Origin of the sequence: Micromonospora sp. NPDC048986 (assembly GCF_040649335.1) — a bacterium.
GTDB lineage: Bacteria > Actinomycetota > Actinomycetes > Mycobacteriales > Micromonosporaceae > Micromonospora > Micromonospora alfalfae.
The window spans coordinates 56,277-77,640 of the sequence record NZ_JBEZFJ010000017.1; the positions used below are offsets into that span (position 1 = coordinate 56,277).

Below are 21,364 nucleotides of genomic sequence, written 5' to 3' on the forward strand. Positions count from 1 at the left end.
CCGTCACGGCTGCGGACGGTCCACCTGTCCGCGCCAGGCGCCGGTCTCCTGACCACGCCGCTCGATGTAGGTCTTGAACCGTTCCAGGTCGCCCTTTGCCCGTCGGTCGACGATGCCGAGCTTGTCGCCGGCCTGCTCGACCACGCCGTGCGGCTCGAACTCGAGCTGCAGGGTGACCCGGGTCTTGTCCTGGTCCAGTCGGTGGAAGGTCACCACGCCGGCCTGCTGCGTGCCGTCGGTCGAGCGCCAGGCGACCCGCTCGTCGGGGAGCTGTTCGGTGATCTCCGCGTCGAACTCGCGCTTCACCCCGGCGATGTCCACCGTCCAGTGGGTCATCGTGTCGGAGAGTTGCCGAACCTCCTGCACACCCTCCATGAACTGGGGGAACTCCTCGAACTGCGTCCACTGGTCGTACGCGGTGCGTACGGGCACTGACACGTCCACATGTTCGGTAACGCCACTCATCGGGGAACCTCCTTCAGTCGCCGGTGGATTGCCGGATCGGGGGCGATCCTGGTCACCAGCGGGTTGTCTCGTTCTTGTTGCCCAGCGCGGCCCACACCTCGGAGACCGTCTGGTAGACGGTGCCCTCGGGCAGCCGTTCCAGCGCCGCCACGATGTCGTCCGGCGCCTCGTTCTCACGGGCGCTGGCAATGAGCACCAGACGGTCGCCCGGCAGCGCGCTCATCGAGATGAACCGGCCGAGCCGGCTGCGCTGCTCGACGTCCGTAGAGCTCATGCCCTGCGGCGTGCCGGTGCGCAGGTCGCCGGCCGGGGCGGTGGTCGTCTCCGGTTGGTCTTCGCCAGCCGGTTCCGGCACCCGCGACTCGTCGACCCGAGAGCCACCGGTCCCCGGCCCCTGTACGAGGCCGCTGACCTCCTGGCTCATCTGTTCGTCGATCCTCGGTCCGTGCTTGCTGTTGCCACGCTCCATGCCTTCTGCGCTACCCGGCACCCCGCCCGGTAAACCGGCACCGGGCCACGAACCGGCCCGCGGCCCGGCGGCGAACCGGACACCACTGCCGAACGGGAGCTCACTCGTCGGCGGGCTTGCGGGGCGGCAGCACCGGCTCGTCCGGGTCCGGGTCGCCGGCCTGCAACTGCCGCCCGCGCTGCACCTCGGAGTTGATCTGCACACCGAGCATCAACGCCGAGTTGGACAGGTAGAGCCAGACCAGGAACGCGATTGCCGCTCCGAGGCTGCCGTAGGTGGTGTTGTACGAACCGAAGTTGGCCACGTAGAGGCCGAAGCCGAAGGAGGCCACCGCCCAGGAGATCAGGGCCACCGCGCCGCCCGGGGTGAGCCAGCGGAACCGGGGCTGGCGCACGTTGGGCGCGATCCAGAACAGCAGGGACAACAGCACCATCATGATCATGGCGAGGACCGGCCACTTCGCCACGCTCCACGTCGTACGGGCCAGCCCGCCGGCGTTGATCAGGTCGCCGACCGCGTCGGTGACCGGCCCGCTGACGATCAGGCCGAGGGCGACAACAGCGAGCAGCACCAGCGTGATCGCCGCCAGGCCGATCTGTAGCGGCCGAAGCTTCCAGACCGGGCGGCCCTCGGTCACCCCGTAGACAGCGTTGGAGGCGCGGGTGAACGCGCCGATGAAACCCGACGCGGACCAGAGCGCGCCGAGCAGGCCGAAGCTCAGCAGCAGCTTGGGGTTGCTCTGGTCGAGCACCACGGTCCGGATCACCCCGACCACGCCGCCCTCGTCGTCGGTCAGCACCGACCCGGCGCCCACCTGGTTGGCCAGGTCGACCACCGTGTCCAGGGTCCGCTCCCCGTCGGAGACCAGACCGACCAACGCCACCACCACGATGGCGGACGGAAAGAGCGCCAGGACCCCGTAGTAGGTCAGCGCCGCGGCCCAGTCGGAGCAGTTGTCGTTGACGAAGTTCTGCACGCTGCGGACCAGCACCCCGCGCCAGGTCCGCCAGCTCAACTGCCGCATCCGTCGGGGCACCCGGGTGCCCGGTGTGCCGTCGAGCGTCGTACCGGGCTCCGTGGTCGTCATGCCCGCTCCCTGCGCCCCGGCCACCGGTTGACCGGTCGTCCGGTCTGGCCTGGCCCGCCGGTACCCGGATGGTGAAATCGACAAACCCACCCGGTACCCGGCCGGCGTCGCTAGGGTTTGCCGCCCGGTCACCGGGGAACGGTCACAGTGACCCTGTCGACACGGAGGAGGACGAGATGCCCGGGCGCGAAGACCTGCCCAGCACGCTGCGACGCTCCCCGGAGAAGGCGCAGCGCACCTGGGAGAAGACGCACGACTCGGCGGTCGAGACCTACGGCGAGGGGGAGCGGTCGCACCGCACCGCCTTCGCCGCGGTGAAGCATCAGTTCGAGAAGGTGGGCGACCACTGGGAGCCGAAGGGTCGCAAGGGCCCCAGCGACCAGCAGGCCGCCGGCGGCGGGCCGGAACGACGGGCCCCCACAGCGGGCGGCGTGGACGCCAACGCCACAAAGGACCACCTGATGTCGGTGGCCCGCAAACTCGACGTGCCGGGGCGGTCCAGCATGACCAAACCGGAGCTGGTCACGGCCATCGAGAAGGCAAACGACCGCGCCACCCGCAAGGCCCGCGGCGACTGACCCCAGCCACACCGGAGCACAACCGACGCGGTACGGGCGGACGCGCCACCCCTGCGTCCGCCCGCACCGTTCACCAGTGCCCGCCCCCGGGCGCCTCGATGTGTACCGCCTTCGTGGCGGTGAACTCGTCCAGCAGCTCCGGGCCGTACCCGAAGCCCTGCCCGCTGGCCCGGCGCGGATGCGCGGCACCCCCCGGCGCGCCCCCGAACACCGCGTTGACCTTGACCGTGCCCACCGGGAGCTCCCGCCACGCCCGCTGCGCGTGACTCATCGACGGGGTCAGCACCGTGGCGGCCAGCCCGTACGGTGAGTCCGCAGCGCAACGCAGCGCCTCGTCGAACGAGTCGACGACCACCACCGGGGCGACCGGCCCGAAGGTCTCCTCCCGGACCAGCGGCATGTCGTGGCGGCAGTCGGTGACGACGGTGGCCGGGTAGAACGCCCCCGGCCCGTCCGGCACCTCGCCGCCGACCCGCACCCGCGCGCCGTCGGCCACAGCGGCCGCCACCTGCCCGTGCACGTGCTCCCGGTGCCGCCGGTCGACCAGCGGGCCCAGCTCGGTGCCCGGGTCCCGTCCCGGCCCGACCCGCAGCGCTCCCGCGCGTCGTACCAGCGCGGCCACGAAGTCGTCGGCCACCTCCCGGTGCACGTAGAGCCGCTCCACCGCCACGCAGATCTGCCCCGCGTTGGCGAACGCGCCGAGCGCTGCCTGCTCCGCCGCCCACTGCGGGTCGACGCCCGCGTCCACTATCAACGGGTCACTGCCGCCGTTCTCCAGGAGCACCTTCGCCCCGGTGCGGGCCGCCGCGGCGGCGATCGCCCGCCCGGTGGCTGTGGAACCGACGTGGGCCACCACGTCGACGTCCTGCGCGGCCAGTGCCGCACCCACCTGCGGGCCGCCGGTGAGCAGTGACAACACCCCGGCCGGCAGCGCCTGGTCCAGTGCCCGGGCCAGCAGCCACCCCGTCGCCGGTGTCCGTTCGCTCGGCTTGTAGAGCACCACGTTCCCGGTCACCACCGCCGCGCCGAGCAGTCCACAGGAGACCGCTACCGGGTCGTTCCAGGGGGTGATCGCCGCGACCACCCCGCGTGGCTGCGGGGTCAGGAAGTCCAGCGCGTCGGGTTCGCCGTTCAGCGTGCGCCCGCCGCGCAGCGGTGCCAGTTCCGCATACTGTCGCAGGGTGCCGATCCCCGCCTCGACGCCGCCGCGGGCGTCCGCCAACGGCTTGCCCATCTCCGCGGTGACCGCCGCCGCCAACTCCTCGATGACCGCCTCCACCGCGTCCGCGGCCCGGTGCACCGCCGCCGCCCGTTCCGCCGGGGCGGTCGCCGCCCACTGGGCCGCCGCGTTGCGGGCCGCCTGGGTCGCCTTGCCCACCTCGTCGGCCGTGGCCACCGGCACCGTGCTCACCGGCGTGTCGTCCGCCGGATCACGCACGACCAGTTCGCCGCCGTCGCCGCCCGCACCCCACACCCCGCCCACCAGCTGCGCAACCGTGTACATGCGGCGCTGGATGCCCCGGCCTCGACGAGGCAAACGCGTTTCGCCCGGTTGCGCGCCGGGTAGGCGGATCCGATGACAACCACCACCGCGCAGAGCGCGGACGCCGTCGTCGTCGGGGCCGGGCACAACGGTCTCGTGGCGGCCAACCTGCTGGCCGACGCCGGCTGGGACGTGGTGGTGCTGGAAGCGACAGCGGTGCCCGGCGGCGCGGTCCGCTCCGCGGAGGTCACCGCGCCCGGCTACCTCAGCGACCTGTACAGCTCGTTCTACCCCCTCGGGTACGCCTCGCCCGTGCTGGGCGGCCTGGACCTGGGTCGACACGGACTGTCCTGGCGGCACTCGCCGGACGTGCTGGCGCACCTGCTGCCCGACGGTCGAGCCGCGGTGATCAATCGGGATCCGGACGTCACGGCGGCGTCGCTGGAGCAGTTCGCCCCCGGGGACGGTAAGCGCTGGCTCAACGCGTACACCGACTGGCTCGACGTGGCCGAGCCGATGCTGGAGGCGATCACCTCGCCCTTCCCGCCGGTACGGGGCGGGCTAGGCCTGCTGCGTCGGTTGCGCGTCGCGGGCGCGTTGCGACTCGCGCGCCGGCTCGTCGTGCCGGTCCGCAAACTTGGCGACGAACTCTTCGACGGTCCCGGCGGGCCGGCCCTGCTGGCCGGCTGCGCCCTGCACACCGACCTCTCCCCGGAGGAGGCCGGCTCCGGGGTGTACGGCTGGCTGCTGGCCATGCTCGGCCAGCAGGTCGGCTGGCCGGTGCCGAACGGCGGCGCGCAGCAGATCACCAACGCGCTGGTGGATCGGCTACAGGCGCGCGGCGGGACGATCATCTACGGTGCCCGGGCCGAACGGGTGCTCACCGCCCGGGGCCGGGCGATGGGGGTCCGGACCGTCGGCGGCGCGCTGTGGCGGGCCCGGCGGGCCGTGCTCGCCGACGTGCCGGCGCCGGCGCTCTATCTCGATTTGGTCGGCGCCGCGGCACTGCCGTCCCGGCTGGTGGAGGACCTGGCGCACTTCCGGTGGGACGGCTCCACGCTGAAGGTGGACTGGGCGCTCTCCGCTCCGGTGCCCTGGACGAACCGGCAGTTGGCCGGCGCCGGCACCGTGCACCTCGGCGCGGACCTGAACGGGCTCACCCACTACGCCAGTGAGCTGGCCCGAGGTGAGCTGCCCCGCGACCCGTTCCTGCTGGTTGGGCAGATGTCGGTGGCGGACCCGAGCCACTCCCCGGCGGGCACCGAGTCGCTCTGGTCGTACACCCATCTGCCGTTCCGGCGGAACTGGCGGGCCGAGGAGGTCGCCGGGCACGTGCAGCGGATGGAGGACGTGCTGGAGGCGGCGGCGCCGGGTTTCCGGCGCCTGATCGTGGGCCGACACGTGGCCGGACCGGCCGACCTGGAGAAGGGCAACCCGAGCCTGGTCGGTGGCACGCTCGGCGGCGGGACCGCCGCCGCGTACCAGCAGCTCTTCCTCCGCCCGATCCCTGGCCTGGGCCGGGCGGACACCCCGGTGGACCGGCTCTTCCTGGCCAGCGCGTCGGCGCACCCCGGCGGCGGTGTGCACGGCGCACCGGGCGCGAACGCGGCCCGCGCCGCGCTGGCCCGCGACCGCGCGCTCACCGGCCGCGCCTACGCCGCGGCCGTCTCCACCGCCCACCGCGCCATCTACCCCGACTGACGCGGAACCAGCCCCACTTCCTGCCGATCAGGGCCGCCTCGCGCAACGGCGCAACAAGGACCAACCCACCCTCCACCCCCTGACCCCGCCCCCGACCCCGCCCGTCGTCCCTCGCCCGTCGATCAAGGAGTTGTGGTGGGTGGCAAAGCGCCCACCGGGGTGTTTAACGGGCACCACAAGTCCATGATCGACCAGGGCGGGTGGGGTTGGCCGGGTCAGCGGGGGAGGGCAGGGGTGGGGTCAGCGGGTGATGTTGCGGTGTTTGCTGCGCAGCCGGAAGGGCATGAGCGCGCTCTCCACCTTCGTCGCGGTGGTCATCTTGGAGACGCCGTCGCGTCGCTCCTCGAAACGGATCGGCACCTCCAGGATGGTGTGCCCCAGCTTGGTGGCGAGGTAGTGCATCTCCACCTGGAAGCTGTAACCGTTGGACTGCACCCGCTCCAGGTCGATGTCGCGCAGGGCCTCGGCCTGCCAGATCTTGAAGCCGGCGGTGAGGTCCCGGATGCGTACCCGCAGCAGGGTGTGCACGTAGAGGTTGGCCCAGCCGCTGAGCGCCCGGCGGTAGAGCGGCCAGTTCTCGTCCAGCTCGCCGCCGGGCACGTACCGGGAACCGATCACCACGCTGGCCTGGGTGGAGAGCAGCGCGCCGAGCATCCCCGGCAGCGCCTCGGGCGGGTGCGAGAGGTCGGCGTCCATCTGCGCCACGTACTCGGCGCCGCCCTCGATCGCCCGGGTCATCCCGTCCACGTACGCCCGGCCGAGGCCTTCCTTGCCGGCGCGGTGCACGACCTCGACCCGGTCGGGGTGCTCGATGGCCAACTTGTCGGCCACCTCCCCGGTGCCGTCGGGGGAGTTGTCGTCGGCGACGAGGATGCGCAGCCCCGGCAGCGGCAGCGCGAGCAGTCGCTCGACCAGCGTCGGGAGGTTGCCCGCCTCGTTGTAGGTGGGCACGACGACGGTCAGGCGTGCGTCCCGCCACGGCGACGGCAACTGCACCGGCTTGATCATGTCGGTCATCCTCGGTTTGCGGACAAGGGTCATGCAAAGGGTATCTAGTTCCCGGATTCGGTCCGAGGGAGGCACCCCTTCCGGGCGTTGCGGACTTTCGCCGCCTACCGTGCGCGGGCGTCGAAGCCCTGGTCAGAGGCTCGTTCTGGTCAGCGCCGACGGCGCGCGACAGCGCTGAGGGCGAGCGCCGCGACGGCGAGCGCGACACCGGAGAGCGCCGGTTTGTGCGTGCCGACCCAGAGCGCCGCGGAACGGTCACGTGCCTGTTCGCGGAAAACACCCGCCGTGCCCCGGTCCGTGTCCGCATCGCCGGGGTGATCCAGATTGTCCCGCCAGGTCGCCGGATCGATCTTCTCACCGGTCTGCTGGCTGTCGTAGCCGTCGCGGGCCAGCTTCCGGTCCAACAGGCCGGGAAACAGGGCGTCGCCCACCCGGGCCTGCCAGGTCGGGCCACCCACGTTCAACTCTCTGGTGCCGCGGTCGGCGGCCCAGACGACGGCCCGGGCCGCCAACTCCGGAGTGAAGATCGGCGGCACCGGCTGCGGATGCCGGGGGAGCCGGGTACGGACCCAGGAGAACTGCGGCGTGTTGACCGCCGGCAACTGCACCATTGACAACTTCACCCCCGGGCAGTCGTGCAGCAGTTCGGCGCGCAGCGAGTCGTTGAACCCCTGGACGGCGTGCTTGCTGGCGCAGTACGCCGACTGGAGCGGGATCCCCCGGTAGGCCAACGCCGAGCCCACCTGCACGATCGTGCCCCGCCCGTGCGCCCGCATGTGCCGCAGCGCGGCGAGGGTGCCGTGCACGGTGCCCAGGTAGGTGACCTCGGTGACCCGACGGAACTCGCGCGCCGGAATCTCCCAGGCCGGCGCGAACACCGACGCCATCGCGTTGTTGACCCACACGTCGATGCCACCCCAGCGGTGCACCACGTCGTCGGCGGCCTGCTGCACCGCGCCCGCGTCGGCCACGTCCACCCGGTACACCCGCACGTCCGTCGCGCCGCGCAGTCGGCACTCAAGCTCTGCGGCGGCCAGCCCCGCCTCGCCCCGCGCCAGCAGCGCCAGCCGGGCGCCGCGCGCCGCGTACGTGTGGGCGACAGCTCGGCCCACGCCGGCGCTCGCGCCGGTCACCACCACGGTCCGGGTCACTGTCACCCCTTCTGCCGGGTGGCGATGTCGGAGAGCCGGGCCAGCGTCTCCCGGTTACGCCGGTGCAGCACCAGATCGTTGACTTTGTTGTGGACCCAGCGAAGCGGGCCGGCCGCGAAGTCCTCCCCGAGGCGCACCCGGGTGGCGCCGTCGCCGACCGGCTCCAGGGTGAAGGCCACCACCGCCTCGCCCGCCGGCCAGAGCCCGGCCTTGAGCACGAGCCGGCGCGGCGGCTCGCAGACCAGCACCGTCGAGGCGTCCTGCAACGAGAACGGCCACGGCCCGGCGCGGTGGTGCAGTTGGCTGCCCACCCGGGGCCAGGCGTCGTCCACGTCCCGCATGTGCGCCGTGCCGACCACCCAGTCGCTGTAGGTCCATCCGTCCGCGAGCACGTCGAACACCTGCTCAGGGGAAGCGTCGATCACTTTCTCCACAATCGCCACCGGGATCCCATACCCGGAGCACGGCACCGGCTAACAACCGACCGGGTTAGCTTCTCTCGAACGGCGGGTAAGGCCGACCCGGGGCATCGCTGGCGGCGCCGGCCCACCCCCTCGACGACGACGTTTACTCCTCGGGGCGCAGGGAACCCGCCGGCTGTGCGACAGGACCAGGAGGATCCGTATCAGCGCAGGTCAGCCCCGGTTTACGCCGCTGCTGACCGCGCCGGTTCCAGGTCTGTCGCAAGCTCCCGAGCGGTGCTCTACGACGCCGTGCTGCTGGACCGCGACGGCACCCTGATCGAGGACGTGCCGTACAACGGCGACCCGGAGAAGGTGCGGCCGGTGCCGGGCGCGCGGGCGGCGCTGGACCGGCTGCGCGCGGCCGGGCTGCGGCTGGCCGTCGTCACGAACCAGTCGGGCCTGGCCCGGGGCTACTTCACCGGTGCGCAGATGCGGGCGGTGCACGCCCGCGTCGAGGAGCTGCTGGGCCGGTTCGACGCGTGGCTGGTCTGCCCGCACGACGACGCCGACGGCTGTGACTGCCGCAAGCCGGCGCCGGGCCTGGTGTACGCCGCCGCCCGCGAGCTGGGCACGACGCCGTCGCGCTGCGTACTCGTTGGCGACATCGGCCGGGACGTCGCCGCCGCCCTGGCCGCCGGGGCGGCGGGGGTGCTGGTGCCCACCCCGGTGACCCGGCCGGAGGAGGTCGCCGCCGCCGGATGGGTGGCCACCGACTTGCCGGCGGCGGTGGCGGAGATCCTGCGCCGCCAACGGGCAGTGCAGCCCTCGACCCCGCCCACCGAACCGGTACGGACGGCGCTCGTGGTCCGCTCGGACTCGGCGGGTGACGTGCTGGTCACCGGCCCGGCGATCCGCGCCGTCGCGGCCGGAGCGGAGCGAGTGGTGCTGCTGTGCGGGCCGCGCGGCCGGGCCGCCGCCAACCTGTTGCCCGGCGTCGACGAGATCATCGAACATCCGCTGCCGTGGATCGACCCCGCGCCGGGTCCGGTCGACCCGGAGGCCATGCGGAGCCTGTCCGCGCGGCTGGGCGCTGTCGGCGCGGACCAGGCGGTGGTGTTCACCTCGTTCCACCAGTCCGCGTTGCCGCTGGCGCTGCTGCTGCGGATGGCGGGGATCGGCCGGATCGCGGCGATCAGCGACGACTATCCGGGCTCGCTGCTGGACATCCGGCACCGGGTGCCGGTGGGCGTCCCCGAACCCGAACGCGCGCTCTCCCTTGCCGCCGCCGCCGGCCACCGGTTGCCCGACGGCGACGAACCGGTTCTGCGGCTGCGCCGGGACGCCGTGCCGCAGCGCCCGGCCGACCTCGGCGATCCGGGGTACGTGGTGCTGCACCCCGGGTCGGCCGCGTCGAGCCGGGCCTGCCCGCCGGAGGTGGCCACCCGGATCGTCGGGGCGCTGGCCGACGCCGGGCACCGGGTGCTGGTCACCGGCGGCCCGGACGAGTGCGCCGTCACCGCCCGGGTCGCCGCTGCCGGCGGCACCGACCTGGGCGGCCGCACCGACCTGGCCGGGCTGGCCGCGATCGTCGCGGACGCCAGCGCGGTGGTGGTCGGCAACACCGGGCCCGCGCACCTGGCGGCCGCCGCCGGTGTGCCGGTGGTGAGTCTCTTCGCGCCGACCGTCCCGTTCGGCCAGTGGGGGCCCTACCGGGTGCCCACCGTCCGGCTCGGGGACGCCGCCGCTGCCTGCCGGGACAGCCGGGCGGCCAGTTGCCCGGTTCCCGGGCACCCCTGCCTCAGCGTCGTCGACCCGGGCGACGTGGTGGACGCGCTCCGGACCCTCGCCGTCAGCGGTGGTGGCGGCCGATGAACATCCTGCTCTGGCACGTGCACGGCTCCTGGACCACGTCGTTCGTGCACGGCAGCCATCGTTACCTGATTCCCACCACACCCGACCGCGGCCCGTACGGCCTCGGCCGGGCCCGCACCTACCCGTGGCCGGACAGCGCTGTCGAGGTCAGCCCGGAGCAGCTGCCGAGCGCGGACGTCGACGTGGTCATCCTGCAACGCCCCGAGGAGATCGACCGGGCCGAGCAGTGGCTTCGTCGCCGCCCCGGCCGCGACCTTCCCGCGATCTACGTCGAGCACAACACCCCCAAGGGCGACGTGCCCAACACCCGCCACCCGATGGCCGACCGCGACGACCTGCTCATCGCCCACGTCACCGGGTTCAATCAGATCTTCTGGGACACCGGCGCCACTCGCACCACAGTGGTCGACCACGGCATCGTCGCCCCCTCCGCGTCGTACACGGGGGAGCTGGACCGGCTCGCCGTGGTGATCAACGAGCCGGTACGGCGAGGTCGGGTCACCGGCACCGACCTGCTGCCCCAGTTCGCCGAGATCGCGCCGCTTGACGTGTTCGGCATGGGCGTCGCCGGCCTGGCCGACCACCTCGGGCTGCCCGCCGACCGGTTGACCAGCCACGACGACGTGCCCCAGGAGCGGATGCACACCGAACTGGCCCGGCGGCGGGCGTACCTGCACCTGTGCCGGTGGACCTCCCTCGGGCTCAGCCTCATCGAGGCGATGTCGATCGGCATGCCGGTCGTCGCGCTCGCCACCACCGAGGCGGTGATGGCAGTGCCCCCGGAGGCGGGGGCGCTCGCCACCCGGACCGACACCCTGCTCGACGCCGCCCGCCGGTTCATCGCCGAACCGGCCACCGCGCGGCAGGCCGGAGCGGCGGCGCGAACCGCCGCGCGCGACAGGTACGGCCTCGACCGTTTCCTCGCTGACTGGGACCGGCTGCTGGAGGAGGAAGTATGCGGATCGCGATGATCTCGGAGCACGCCAGCCCGCTCGCCGTCCTCGGAGGGGAGGATGCCGGCGGCCAGAACACGCACGTCGCGGAGCTGTCCGCCGCGCTCGCCGCCGCCGGGCACGAGGTGCGGGTCTACACCCGCCGCGACGCGCCCGACCTGCCGGTGACCGTCCGCAGCCCGGACGGGTACGACGTGGTGCACGTGCCGGCCGGCCCGGCCGAGCCGGTGGCCAAGGACGCGCTGCTGCCGCACATGCGGGAGTTCAGCAACTGGCTGATCGAGCGCTGGCGCGGCGGCGACTGGGTGCCCGAGGTGATCCACGCGCACTTCTGGATGAGCGGCCTGGCCGGGCTGACCGCCGGCCGGCAGACCGGGGTGCCGGTGGTGCAGACGTACCACGCGCTGGGCACTGTGAAGCGCCGCTACCAGGGTGTGCAGGACACCAGCCCGGCCCGGCGGGTCGCCTACGAGCGGGAGCTGGGCCGCTCGGTGGACCGGATCGTCGCGCAGTGCCGCGACGAGGTGGGCGAGCTGGTCCGGATGGGTGTGCCCCGGTCCCGGATGACAGTGGTGCCCTCCGGGGTCAACCTCACCACCTTCGCCCCACTCGGGCCGGCCGCCGACCGGGAACCGGGACGGGCCCGCATCCTCACAGTGGGTCGGCTGGTCGAGCGCAAGGGCTTCCAGACCGTGGTCCGCGCGATGGCGCTGGTTCCGGACGCCGAGTGCGTGGTCGTCGGCGGCCCACCCGAGGGGCTGTTGGAGACCGACCCGTACGCCCGCCGGCTGCGTGCCCTCGCGGAGTCGTGCGGGGTGGCCGATCGGGTGCACCTGGTCGGCGCGGTGCCCCGGGAGGAGATGGGCCGCTGGTACCGCTCGGCGGACCTGCTGGTCGCCGCACCCTGGTACGAGCCGTTCGGGTTGACCCCGCTGGAGGCGATGGCCTGTGGGGTGCCGGTCGTCGGCACGGCAGTGGGCGGCATCCGGGACACGGTGGTCGACGGGACGACCGGCGACCTCGTGCCGGCCCGGGACCCGCGCGCGCTGGCCACCGCGATCCAGGGGTTGCTCGACGACCGGATCAGGCGTTTCGCGTACGCGACCGCGGCGCGTGAGCGGGCCCGGGAGCGGTACTCGTGGGCTGCCACCGCCGAGCGGCTGGTGGAGGTCTACAGCGAGGTGGCCGCCGTGCGCCGGCCGACCCGGGTGGTGGCCTGATGCCGACGGGCAGCCTGCTCGACACCCACCTGACGAATCTCGCCGCGGCGCTGGTGCCGTACCGACTGTGTGAGCGACAGCTGGCGGGTTGGGGCGCGGACCTGGCCCACCGGCTGGCCGCCGGGGGCCGTCTGCTGGTGGCCGGCAACGGAGGCAGCGCCGCGGAAGCCCAGCACCTCACCGCCGAGCTGGTCGGCAAGCTGCACGACGACCGTCAGCCGCTGTCGGCTATCGCGCTGCACGCCGAGACGAGCGCGCTCACCGCCATCGCCAACGACTACGGATACACCGACGTGTACGCCCGCCAGGTGCGCGCCCACGGCCGCCCGGGCGACATCCTGCTGTTGCTGAGCACCAGCGGAACCAGCGCCAACCTGGTCGCCGCCGCGCAGGCGGCCCGCGACGTCGGGGTGACCACCTGGGCGCTCACCGGCGCCGCCCCCAATCCGCTCGCCGACGCCTGCGACGACGTGCTGGCCGTCGCGTCCCCGGACACCCAGGTCGTTCAGGAGCTGCACCTGGTGACCAGTCATCTGCTCTGCGAGTACCTCGAACAGGAGTTGCCCGCCGCGCTGGCGGCGGTCGCCGATCCGGCGGTCGTCCGCCCCGTGCCCGGGGAGCCCGCACCGGACGGTCGGGTGAGCGCCGCGCCGGTACGCACCGGGGTCGAGGTGGTGCTCGACGGCGGGCCCGGACAGCAGGTCGACGCGTGAGCCGGACAGCAGGTCGACCCGTGAGGATGAGGAGGCAAGCGTGAGGGGACCGGTGGTGGTGCTCGGGGACACCCTGCTCGACCGGGATGTGGAAGGTGTGGTGAACCGGCTCTGCCCGGATTCCCCGGTGCCGGTGCTCGACGAGACAGTGGCCACCGACCGGCCGGGGGGCGCCGGTCTGGCGGCGGTGTTCGCCGCCGCGCAGGGCGCCGAGGTGGTGCTGGTGACCGCGCTCGCCGACGACGCCGGTGGGGCCCGACTGAGCGCTCTGCTCGCCGCCGCCGGTGTGCAGGTGTACCCACTGGCCCTCTGCGGCGCGACACCGGAGAAGATCCGGCTGCGGGCCCGGGGGCGGGTGCTGCTGCGTCACGACCGGGGCGGCGCGTCCGGGGAACCGGGTCAGCCCTCGGACGAGGTGCTCCGGGTGATCGCCGGGGCGTCGGCGGTGCTGGTCAGCGACTACGGCCGGGGGGTGGCCCGGCAGCCCGCGCTGCGCGACGCGTTGGCCGCCACCCGCGCGCCGGTGGTGTGGGACCCGCACCCGCGCGGCCCGGCGGCAGTGCCCGGCGTGCACCTGGCCACCCCGAACGAGTCGGAGGTGCGCGAGCTGGTCCCCGCGCTGCCCGGCGCCTCCCGACTGGCCACGGCGTCCCGGGGCGCCCAGGGGCTACGGCGGCGCTGGCGGGCCGGCGCTGTCGCTGTGACGCTGGGCGGCGACGGCGCGCTGCTCTGCCACGCCGGGTCGACGCCGCTCGTGGTGCCGACGCCGGGTAGCGCGGAGGGGGACACCTGCGGTGCCGGCGACCGGTTCGCGGCGGCGGCCAGCCTCGCACTGGCCCAGGGCGCGCTGGTCTCCGAGGCGGTGCAGGTGGCGGTCGCCGAGGCGTCCGCCTACGTGGCCGGTGGGGGAGTCGCCACGGCGCTGCCTTCGTCGGCGCCCACGGTGCGGGCCAGGAGTGCGCCGGGGCCGCGAGCCCTCCAGCCGGGACCACGAGGTGCTGCGGTGGCCGACCGGGTGGGAGTGCCGGCTGTCGCCACGCTCCTGTCCGAGGTACGCGCCGCGGGTGGCACTGTGGTGGCGACCGGCGGTTGCTTCGACCTGCTGCACGCCGGGCACGTGGCCACCCTGGAGGCGGCCCGGCAGCTCGGCGACTGCCTGATCGTCTGCCTGAACTCCGACGCCAGCGTGGCGGCGTTGAAGGGGCCGGACCGGCCGGTGCAGTCCGAAGGCGACCGCAGCCGACTGCTGGCCGCCCTGAGCTGCGTCGACGCGGTCCTCATCTTCGACGAGCCGACCCCGGAGACGGCGCTGTCCTGGGTACGCCCCGACGTCTGGGTCAAGGGCGGCGACTACGCCACCGGCGGGGGGGACGCGAGCGCCACCCTGCCGGAGGCGGAGGTCCTGCGCCGCTGGGGTGGCAACACCGTTGTGGTGCCCTATCTGGACGGTCGTTCCACCACCGACCTGATCGTCCGCACGCTCGCGGAGCGGACCCGATGACCGCCACGCGGCCCGGTGCCGGGCCCACAGTCCTGGTCACCGGAGGCGCCAGCGGCCTCGGCGCCGCTGTGGTCGCCGCGGTGACCGCCTCCGGTGGCCGACCGCTCGTGCTGGACCGGCAACCGCCGGCCGACGGGGTGTCCTGGACCGAGTGCGACCTGGCCGACACGCGGGCCGCCGAGGCCGCCACCCAGCATCTCGCCGAGCAGGCCGGCGGCCTGGACGCGGTGGTGACCGCCGCCGGCACCGACGTGCCGGGCCGACTCGCCGACCTGCCGGGGGAGACCTGGGACCGGATCGTCGCCGTCGACCTGCTGGCCACCGCGGCGGTGATCAGGGCCGCGCTGCCGTTCCTGCTGACCTCCCGGGGCCGCATCGTCACCGTCGCCTCGACCCTGGGCGTCAAGGCGGTCAGCGACGCCACCGCGTACTGCGCGGCGAAGTTCGGCGTGGTGGGGTTCACCCGAGCCCTCGCCGCCGAGCTGGCCGGTCAGGTCGGCGTCACACTGCTCATTCCGGGTGGGATGCGCACCGCGTTCTTCGACGAACGTGACCCGCAGTACAAGCCGGGGCCGGACGCGAACCTCAACGAGCCCGCCGACACCGCCGCCGCGATCATGTTCGCGCTCAACCAGCCGCCCGGTTGCGCGGTGCGCGAGATGGTGGTCTGCGCCGAGCAGGAGACCTCGTACCCGTGATCCTCGTGCTGCGCGCCCTCGGCGTCGGCGATCTGGTGACAGCGGTGCCCGCGCTGCGGGCGCTGCGGGCGGCGTACCCGTCGCGGGAGCTGGCGCTCGCCGCGCCCGGCTGGCTGGCCCCGCTCGTCGACCTGGTCGGTGGCGTTGACCGGCTGGTGGACACCGCGGGGCTGGATCGTCCTCTCCGGGTGGGGTCGGCGCCGTGGACGGCTGTCAACCTGCACGGGCGGGGCCCGCAGTCGCACCGGCTGCTCGCGGCCACCCGGCCCGGTCGGCTTCTCGCCTTCGCCAGCCCGGACGCCGGCTGCGACGACGGCCCGTGCTGGGCCGTCGACGAGCACGAGGTGGACCGGTGGTGCCGGCTGCTGTCCTGGTACGACATCCCGGCCGACCGTGCCGACCTCAGCCTTCGTCGGCCCGCTGCGGCCGGGCTGCCCACCGGTGTCACAGTGCTGCACCCGGGCAGCAAGATCCCGGCCAAGCGGTGGCCCGCCGAGCGGTTCGCCGCGCTGGCAAGGGCACTGACCGACCAGGGGCACCGGGTGCTGCTCACCGGTTCGGCCGACGAACGGGCGTTGGCGGCCCGGGTGGCCGAGGCGGCGGCCCTGAGTTCGGAGGCCGTGCTGGCCGGCCGGACCGACCTCGGCGCGCTCGCCGCGCTGGTGGCCGACGCCCGGCTGGTGGTCAGCGGGGACACCGGGGTCGCCCACCTGGCCACCGGGTACGGCACCCCGTCGGTGGTCCTCTTCGGGCCGGTTGCACCGGCGCACTGGGGGCCTCCACCGGACCGGCCACGGCACCGGGTGCTCTGGGCCGGAAAGGCGGATTGGCCCAGGTGGGATGGGGTAGGAAGCCACCCGACGATGGCGGCCCTGCGCCTGGACGAGGTGCTGGCCGCCGTGGCCGAGGTGGAGAGGGTGGTGCGGGTCTCCGGTGCGGTTGCGGCGTAGCGACCCGGGTCGACCGGGGTACGGACGGCGTCGGCGCGGACGGGGTTGGCTCTTCGTCGACCCGTCTGGCGCTCCGGTGCGGGATCCGGATGTCCTGGCCCGGCTGCGGGAGTTGGTCATCCCGCCGGCCTGGCAGGACGTGTGGATCGCGCCGCACCCGAACGGGCACATCCAGGCGATCGGGATCGACGCGGCCGGACGCAAGCAGTACGTCTACCACCAGCGGTGGCGGGAGAAGCAGGACGAGGCGAAGTTCGACCGCGTGCTGGAGGTGGCGCGCCGGCTGCCGGCGCTGCGTGAGCGGGTGGGGCGGGACCTGGACGGACGTGGACTGGGCCGGGACCGCGTGCTGGCGACGGTGACCCGACTGCTGGACATGGGGATGTTCCGAGTCGGCAGCGACCAGTACGCGGCCGGCGACGACCCGACGTACGGGGTGGCCACCCTGCGCCCCGAGCATGCCCGGTCCCGGCGCGGCTGTGTGGTGCTCGTGTTTCCCGCCAAGGGAGGCATCGAGCAGGTACGCCGGATCGAGGACCCGGAGCTGTGCCAGGTGCTGGTGAATCTGCGCCGTCGTCGTCGGCGGGCGGAGCGGCTGTTCGGCTACTGGGACGGCCGGGAGTGGCGCGACGTGCGCAGCGACGAGGTCAACGGCTACCTGCGCGACGCCAGCGGTGGGGAGATGACAGCGAAGGACTTCCGCACCTGGCACGCCACAGTGCTCGCGGCCACCGAGTTGGCCACGGCCGGTCCGGCCCGTTCGGTGACCGCCCGGCGTAAGGCGGTGGTCGCCGTGATGCGTGCGGTGGCGGAGCTGCTGGGCAACACGCCGACGGTGGCTCGCGCGTCGTACGTGGACCCCCGGGTGGTCGACCTCTACCACGACGGGGTGGTGGCGTCGGTGGATCCGCGGGCGCCTCGCGAGGAGGCGGAGCAGATCGTCCTGAAGCTGCTGGAGGGGGCCTGACCGGCCCCGTCGGCGATTCTGGGGGGAAGCGCGACGGAGCCGGAGCCTCGGGCGTCAGCGGGATGCCACCGGGCGGCCGCCCGCCGCTCGCGCGGCGGGCGCCTCGCCACGGCCCCCGTTGGCGGCCCACCAGGTGATGGCCGGCCGCGTTGGTGTCAGTCTGCCGGCAGCGAGTTGACGGTGGACGCCTGGCTGTTGACGATCCGCGCCAGATCCGAGCCACTGTCGCGGTGTTCCTGGGGGGTGGTGCCGTACGCGCCCCGAAATGCCCGGCTGAAGTGGGCCTTGTCGGAGAAACCCCACCGCGCCGCAACGGTTTGCACTGGCTGGTTGCGCAGCGCCGGGTCGGTCAGGTCGCGCCGGCACCGGGCCAGCCGCAGATCCCGGATGTACGACGCCACTGTGGTGTCCTCGGCCTCGAACAACCGGTGCAGGGACCGTACCGAGATGTGGTGGGCGTCGGCGACCACCTGGGGGCCGAGCGTCGCGTCGCCGAGGTGGCTGTGGATGTACGACTGCACCTGGGTGAGCAGCGCCCGGCGGCGGACCTCGGTGGGCACGGCGTCCTCGGCGACGAGGTGCCGGCCGAGCATTGTGGTGGCCAGGTCCAGTCCCACCGCGCCCAGCCGGCTGGCGTCTGCGGCATGGTACTGCTCGGGGTGCCCGGTCACCTGGAGCAGGAACTGCGCCAACAGCGCCCCGACCCCCTCGCTGCCGGACATCCGGCCGCCGTAGAGCGCTGCCATCCGCTGTGGTGGCAGCGGCAGCGCGGCGTGCGGGATCATCGTGACGATCGAGGTGGCGTGCTCGCGGTCGGGCTCGGTGGCGTGGTGGCAGACGTCGTGCGGCCGGGACCCGTCGTAGAAGGTGAACTCGCCGGTCAGGATCTCGCTGCGGCGACCATCCTGACTGGACGTGCCGACGCCGCCGGTGGTGAGGGCGAGGATGTAGAGCTCAGGGTCGGACTGCCGGACCAGCTTCCGGGTCCGGCTGGCGTCCAGCGACGGGTACTCGTACTGCGCCAACTGGATCGGGCCGAGCGCGATGAAGTCGGCGCGGGCGGCGAAGTCGTCGCTGTGCGCGGACTGGATGCGCAGCGGCACCGAGGTGCGTGCGACAAGGTCCAGCCACATGCCGAACCGTTCGCCCGGTGGCAGGACCGTGGTGTCGATGGAGTCTCTCGGCAGCATGGGGCTCCCTCAGCCCGCCCGGCGTTGGATCAGCGCCTCGACGCCGTCGAGGATCCGGTCCAGGCCGAAGACGAACTCGTCGTCGGGGTCGTCGTCCTGGTAGAGCACACCGGCGCTCAGCACCCGGTGAAGCGCGGGGAAGCGGGCCGGGTCGATGAGCCGGGCAACCAGCCGACCGTACGCCGGCATCATCTCGCTGGGCTCGACGCCGGCCGCCCGGCTGCCCTCGGCGATCTGCGAGGTGAGGGTGGCCTCGTTGCGGACGTACCCGGTGATCAGCAGGAGCACCGACATCTTCTCGCTCTCGCCGAGCACTGTGCCGTCGAGGCAGCGCAGCCCGTCCTCCATCCAGCCGAGCTGCTGCGGGGTGATCGGTGGGCCGCTGATCGGCACGTGCAGCAGCCAGGACCGTCGCCGCAGCACGTCGTGCTCGGCCCAGGCCCACCGGGTGAGGCTGGCGCGCCAGTCGTCCTCCGGCACGGGCGGGCCGGGGGATGGGCCGTAACCGGCGTCCACCATGAGCATCAGCAGCTCGTCCTTGGAGCCGACGTACCGGTAGAGGGCCATGGTCGCGGCGCCCAACTCCTTGGCCACCCGGCTCATCGAGACGGCGGCCAGACCGTCGGCGTCGGCGACGCGTACGGCGGCGTCCACGATGGCGGGCACGCTCATTCCCGGCCGGGGGCCCTTCGGTGGCCGCTCCCGCAGCCCCCAGGCGCTCTCGATGGCCGACGGGAGTACGGGCCCACTGTCGTCTGTCTTCGCCGCCACATTTCCTCCTTGCCCCGCCATCCTAGTTCTGCGTATGGTCTACGCATAACAGCGTACGCCATACGCATAAGGAGAACTCGTCATGACGGTCACCACCACACCGGCACCGCGAGCGGGCCGGCGGGAGTGGATCGGGCTCACGGTGCTGATGCTGCCGCTGCTCCTGGTCTCGATGGACGTGTCGGTGCTCTACTTCGCCGTCCCGTTCATCAGCGCGGAGCTGCGCCCCACCGCCACCGAGCAACTATGGATCTTCGACATCTACGGCTTCGTGCTGGCCGGCCTGCTCATCACCATGGGGGCCCTGGGTGACCGGATCGGCCGACGTCGACTCCTGTTGATCGGCGCCACCGCGTTCGGTGCGGCGTCGCTGCTGGCCGCGTACGCCGACAGCACCGCGACGCTGATCGCCGCCCGGGCCGTGCTCGGCGTCGGTGGGGCCACCCTGATGCCCTCGACGCTCGCCCTGGTGCGCAACATGTTCCACGACGCCAAGCAGCGCGGCACCGCCATCGGCATCTGGACCGCCACCCTCACCGGCGGCATCGCGATCGGCCCGGTGCTCAGCGGCATCCTGCTCGAGCACTTCTGGTGGGGCTCGATCTTCCTGATCAACATTCCGGCGATGCTGATGCTGCTGTTGCTCGTCCCGCTCCTGGTACCCGAGTTCCGCAACCCGGCCACCGGGCGGTTCGACCTGGTCAGCGCGGCACTGTCGCTCGGCGCGCTGCTGCCGGTGGTCTACGGCATCAAGGAGATGGCCCGCGACGGCCTCAGCCCGGTGCGGGTCCTCGCCATCGTCGGCGGTCTGCTGGTGGGGGCGCTCTTCCTGCACCGGCAGCGGACCCGGGCGTACCCGATGGTCGACCTCGCGCTGTTCCGCCGTCGCGGCTTCGCCGGGTCGCTCGCGGTGAACCTGCTGGCCATGTTCGCCATCGTCGGCTTCGCCATCTTCACCACCCAGCACCTCCAACTGGTGCTCGGCCTGAGCCCGCTGCGGGCGGCGCTGTGGAGCCTCGTGCCGTCCCTCGCCGTGGGCGGAGTCGCGCCGGCCGCCGCCGCCCTGGCCCAGCGCGTCGAACGGGCGTACCTGATCGGTGCGGGGTTCGGCATCGCAGTGGTCGGCTTCGTGGTGTTGACCAGGGTCACCCCGGAGACGCCGCTGTGGCTGCTGCTCGTCGGCGCCAGTGTCTACGCGGGCGGCCTGGTGATGGTGATGTCCCTCGTCACCGAGCTGGTTCTCGGCGCGGCGCCGCCCGAGCAGGCCGGTGTCGCGTCGGCGCTGACCGAGTCCAGCAGTGAGCTGGGCGGTGCGTTGGGTATGGCGATCCTGGGCAGCGTTGGCGCGGCGGTCTACCGCCGCGAGGTCGTCGACGGCCTGCCAGCCGGGCTGCCCGCCGACGCCGCCGCCTCCGCCCGGGAGACCCTGGGCGGCGCGCTCGCGGTCGCCCGGGGACTGCCGGCGGAGCTGGCCGACGCGGTGCGGCACGCCGCCGCTGTCGCGTTCACCGACGGGCTGCACCTGGCCGCGTACGCCGCCATGGCGGTGATGCTGCTGGGCACGGTCACCGCGCTGGTCACGCTGCGCGGCGTCCGGCCGGCCGACTCCACGGCGCTGGCCGCCGAGCCGACCGGTCCGGCCGACACGTCGTTGTCGTCGGTCAGTCGCTGAGCACGTGCGCGAGCCGGTCGCGGAAACGCCGCTCGGAGTCGCTGACCGACTCGCCGCCGATGCCCAGCAGCCCACCGCTGGACGCGGCGCCCACCACCTGCTCGGCGATCTTCACGAGCCAGTGCTTGTACGCGCCGGCCTCACCCTCGTCGACCCGCGCGGCCAGCAACGCCGCGGCCTCGCCGGCCCGCAGCAACACGTCGTCGATGTACGCCACGGGGTCGGCGGGCGCGATGACCGGCAGCTCCTCGCCGGCCTCCGGGTCACCGACCCGGGTGACGATCTCGCCGGCCACGGCGGTGACCAGCGGGCTGGCCGACTCCCGGCCGGCGGCGATGGTCTCCAGCCCGGCCGCGGTCTCCGCCATGGTCCGGCGGGTGCCGTCGGACTCGGCGGCGCTCGCCGCGGTCAGCACCGACTGCGGCAGGCCGACCAGCAGCCCCCACTCCTCGTCGGAGAAACCGAACCCGGTGTACGCCGGCTGCTCGATCACGACAACGCCCCTTCCGCC

Annotated in this window: 21 protein-coding genes; 11 read left to right on the top strand and 10 right to left on the bottom strand. The window is 73.5% G+C overall.

Features of this window, described 5'->3' with window-relative positions:
- Window positions 1-3: 3 nt before the first annotated feature.
- From AB0B94_RS28615 to AB0B94_RS28625, 3 genes are all read right to left on the bottom strand, one after another.
- Window positions 4-465 (bottom strand): SRPBCC family protein, encoded by a 462-nt coding sequence (locus AB0B94_RS28615; RefSeq protein WP_091401658.1) that lies wholly within the window; start codon window positions 463-465, stop codon window positions 4-6.
- A 52-nt stretch (window positions 466-517) separates the two neighbouring features.
- Window positions 518-934, bottom strand: a complete 417-nt coding sequence (locus AB0B94_RS28620) for a DUF2795 domain-containing protein (RefSeq protein ID WP_088947320.1) — start codon at window positions 932-934, stop codon at window positions 518-520.
- 100 nt (window positions 935-1,034) lie between these two features.
- Window positions 1,035-2,021 carry a YihY/virulence factor BrkB family protein gene (locus tag AB0B94_RS28625; protein ID WP_357287338.1) on the bottom strand — a complete coding sequence of 329 codons (987 nt, stop codon included), beginning with the start codon at window positions 2,019-2,021 and terminating at the stop codon, window positions 1,035-1,037.
- Window positions 2,022-2,197: 176 nt separating this feature from the next.
- On the opposite strand from AB0B94_RS28625, the gene AB0B94_RS28630 reads away from it, so the two are divergent.
- A complete protein-coding gene (locus AB0B94_RS28630; protein ID WP_210785235.1) occupies window positions 2,198-2,599 on the top strand; it encodes a ChaB family protein in 402 nt (133 codons plus the stop codon).
- Window positions 2,600-2,669: 70 nt separating this feature from the next.
- Here AB0B94_RS28630 and AB0B94_RS28635 read toward each other — a convergent pair whose 3' ends face one another.
- On the bottom strand, window positions 2,670-4,103 hold the full coding sequence (locus tag AB0B94_RS28635) for an aldehyde dehydrogenase family protein (protein ID WP_357287341.1): 1,434 nt from the start codon (window positions 4,101-4,103) through the stop codon (window positions 2,670-2,672).
- Window positions 4,104-4,175: 72 nt separating this feature from the next.
- Here AB0B94_RS28635 and AB0B94_RS28640 point away from each other — a divergent pair, with 72 nt between their 5' ends.
- Window positions 4,176-5,783 carry an NAD(P)/FAD-dependent oxidoreductase gene (locus tag AB0B94_RS28640; protein ID WP_357287344.1) on the top strand — a complete coding sequence of 536 codons (1,608 nt, stop codon included), beginning with the start codon at window positions 4,176-4,178 and terminating at the stop codon, window positions 5,781-5,783.
- Window positions 5,784-6,023: 240 nt separating this feature from the next.
- On the opposite strand, the gene AB0B94_RS28645 is transcribed toward AB0B94_RS28640, so the two are convergent.
- The 3 genes from AB0B94_RS28645 to AB0B94_RS28655 all read right to left on the bottom strand — a co-directional run bounded on the left by AB0B94_RS28645 (window position 6,024) and on the right by AB0B94_RS28655 (window position 8,385).
- Window positions 6,024-6,791 (bottom strand): polyprenol monophosphomannose synthase, encoded by a 768-nt coding sequence (locus AB0B94_RS28645; RefSeq protein WP_210785233.1) that lies wholly within the window; start codon window positions 6,789-6,791, stop codon window positions 6,024-6,026.
- 149 nt (window positions 6,792-6,940) lie between these two features.
- Window positions 6,941-7,942 carry an SDR family oxidoreductase gene (locus AB0B94_RS28650; protein ID WP_357287348.1) on the bottom strand — a complete coding sequence of 334 codons (1,002 nt, stop codon included), beginning with the start codon at window positions 7,940-7,942 and terminating at the stop codon, window positions 6,941-6,943.
- 2 nt (window positions 7,943-7,944) lie between these two features.
- Window positions 7,945-8,385, bottom strand: coding sequence for an SRPBCC family protein (locus AB0B94_RS28655; protein WP_357287351.1), 441 nt, complete (start codon window positions 8,383-8,385; stop codon window positions 7,945-7,947).
- Window positions 8,386-8,655: 270 nt separating this feature from the next.
- On the opposite strand from AB0B94_RS28655, the gene AB0B94_RS28660 reads away from it, so the two are divergent.
- Genes AB0B94_RS28660 through AB0B94_RS28695 form a run of 8 tightly spaced genes read left to right on the top strand, consistent with a single transcriptional unit; the run spans window position 8,656 to window position 17,220 of the window.
- Window positions 8,656-10,218, top strand: coding sequence for an HAD-IIIA family hydrolase (locus tag AB0B94_RS28660; RefSeq protein ID WP_357287589.1), 1,563 nt, complete (start codon window positions 8,656-8,658; stop codon window positions 10,216-10,218).
- The gene (locus AB0B94_RS28665; RefSeq protein ID WP_357287354.1) at window positions 10,215-11,189 is read left to right on the top strand and encodes a glycosyltransferase; all 975 of its coding nucleotides are present in this window, start codon (window positions 10,215-10,217) and stop codon (window positions 11,187-11,189) included. Before AB0B94_RS28660 ends, AB0B94_RS28665 begins: the two co-directional genes overlap by 4 nt.
- Window positions 11,174-12,391 carry a glycosyltransferase gene (locus AB0B94_RS28670; protein WP_357287357.1) on the top strand — a complete coding sequence of 406 codons (1,218 nt, stop codon included), beginning with the start codon at window positions 11,174-11,176 and terminating at the stop codon, window positions 12,389-12,391. The genes AB0B94_RS28665 and AB0B94_RS28670 overlap by 16 nt, the downstream gene beginning before the upstream one ends.
- Window positions 12,388-13,104 carry an SIS domain-containing protein gene (locus AB0B94_RS28675; protein ID WP_357287592.1) on the top strand — a complete coding sequence of 239 codons (717 nt, stop codon included), beginning with the start codon at window positions 12,388-12,390 and terminating at the stop codon, window positions 13,102-13,104. The genes AB0B94_RS28670 and AB0B94_RS28675 overlap by 4 nt, the downstream gene beginning before the upstream one ends.
- A 40-nt stretch (window positions 13,105-13,144) precedes the next feature.
- A complete protein-coding gene (locus AB0B94_RS28680; RefSeq protein WP_357287361.1) occupies window positions 13,145-14,605 on the top strand; it encodes a PfkB family carbohydrate kinase in 1,461 nt (486 codons plus the stop codon).
- Entirely contained in the window at window positions 14,602-15,303 is a 702-nt protein-coding gene (locus tag AB0B94_RS28685) for an SDR family oxidoreductase (RefSeq protein WP_238669935.1), read from the top strand. Before AB0B94_RS28680 ends, AB0B94_RS28685 begins: the two co-directional genes overlap by 4 nt.
- Window positions 15,300-16,253: a glycosyltransferase family 9 protein gene (locus AB0B94_RS28690; protein WP_357287365.1), complete on the top strand. Its 954-nt coding sequence runs from the start codon at window positions 15,300-15,302 to the stop codon at window positions 16,251-16,253. Before AB0B94_RS28685 ends, AB0B94_RS28690 begins: the two co-directional genes overlap by 4 nt.
- Window positions 16,237-17,220, top strand: coding sequence for a DNA topoisomerase IB (locus AB0B94_RS28695; RefSeq protein ID WP_238669937.1), 984 nt, complete (start codon window positions 16,237-16,239; stop codon window positions 17,218-17,220). Before AB0B94_RS28690 ends, AB0B94_RS28695 begins: the two co-directional genes overlap by 17 nt.
- Before the next feature lie 155 nt (window positions 17,221-17,375).
- Here the strand turns inward: AB0B94_RS28695 and AB0B94_RS28700 are convergent, their stop codons facing one another.
- Both AB0B94_RS28700 and AB0B94_RS28705 read right to left on the bottom strand, forming a co-directional pair.
- Entirely contained in the window at window positions 17,376-18,410 is a 1,035-nt protein-coding gene (locus AB0B94_RS28700) for a helix-turn-helix domain-containing protein (protein ID WP_357287369.1), read from the bottom strand.
- Between the two features lie 9 nt (window positions 18,411-18,419).
- The gene (locus tag AB0B94_RS28705) at window positions 18,420-19,181 is read right to left on the bottom strand and encodes a TetR/AcrR family transcriptional regulator (RefSeq protein ID WP_357287372.1); all 762 of its coding nucleotides are present in this window, start codon (window positions 19,179-19,181) and stop codon (window positions 18,420-18,422) included.
- Window positions 19,182-19,263: 82 nt separating this feature from the next.
- Here AB0B94_RS28705 and AB0B94_RS28710 point away from each other — a divergent pair, with 82 nt between their 5' ends.
- Window positions 19,264-20,853: an MFS transporter gene (locus AB0B94_RS28710; protein ID WP_357287375.1), complete on the top strand. Its 1,590-nt coding sequence runs from the start codon at window positions 19,264-19,266 to the stop codon at window positions 20,851-20,853.
- On the opposite strand, the gene AB0B94_RS28715 is transcribed toward AB0B94_RS28710, so the two are convergent.
- Complete coding sequence (locus AB0B94_RS28715) at window positions 20,843-21,346, bottom strand: hypothetical protein (RefSeq protein WP_357287378.1); 504 nt, start codon at window positions 21,344-21,346, stop codon at window positions 20,843-20,845. The two genes, AB0B94_RS28710 and AB0B94_RS28715, sit on opposite strands and share 11 nt — an antisense overlap.
- Window positions 21,347-21,364: the final 18 nt, after the last annotated feature.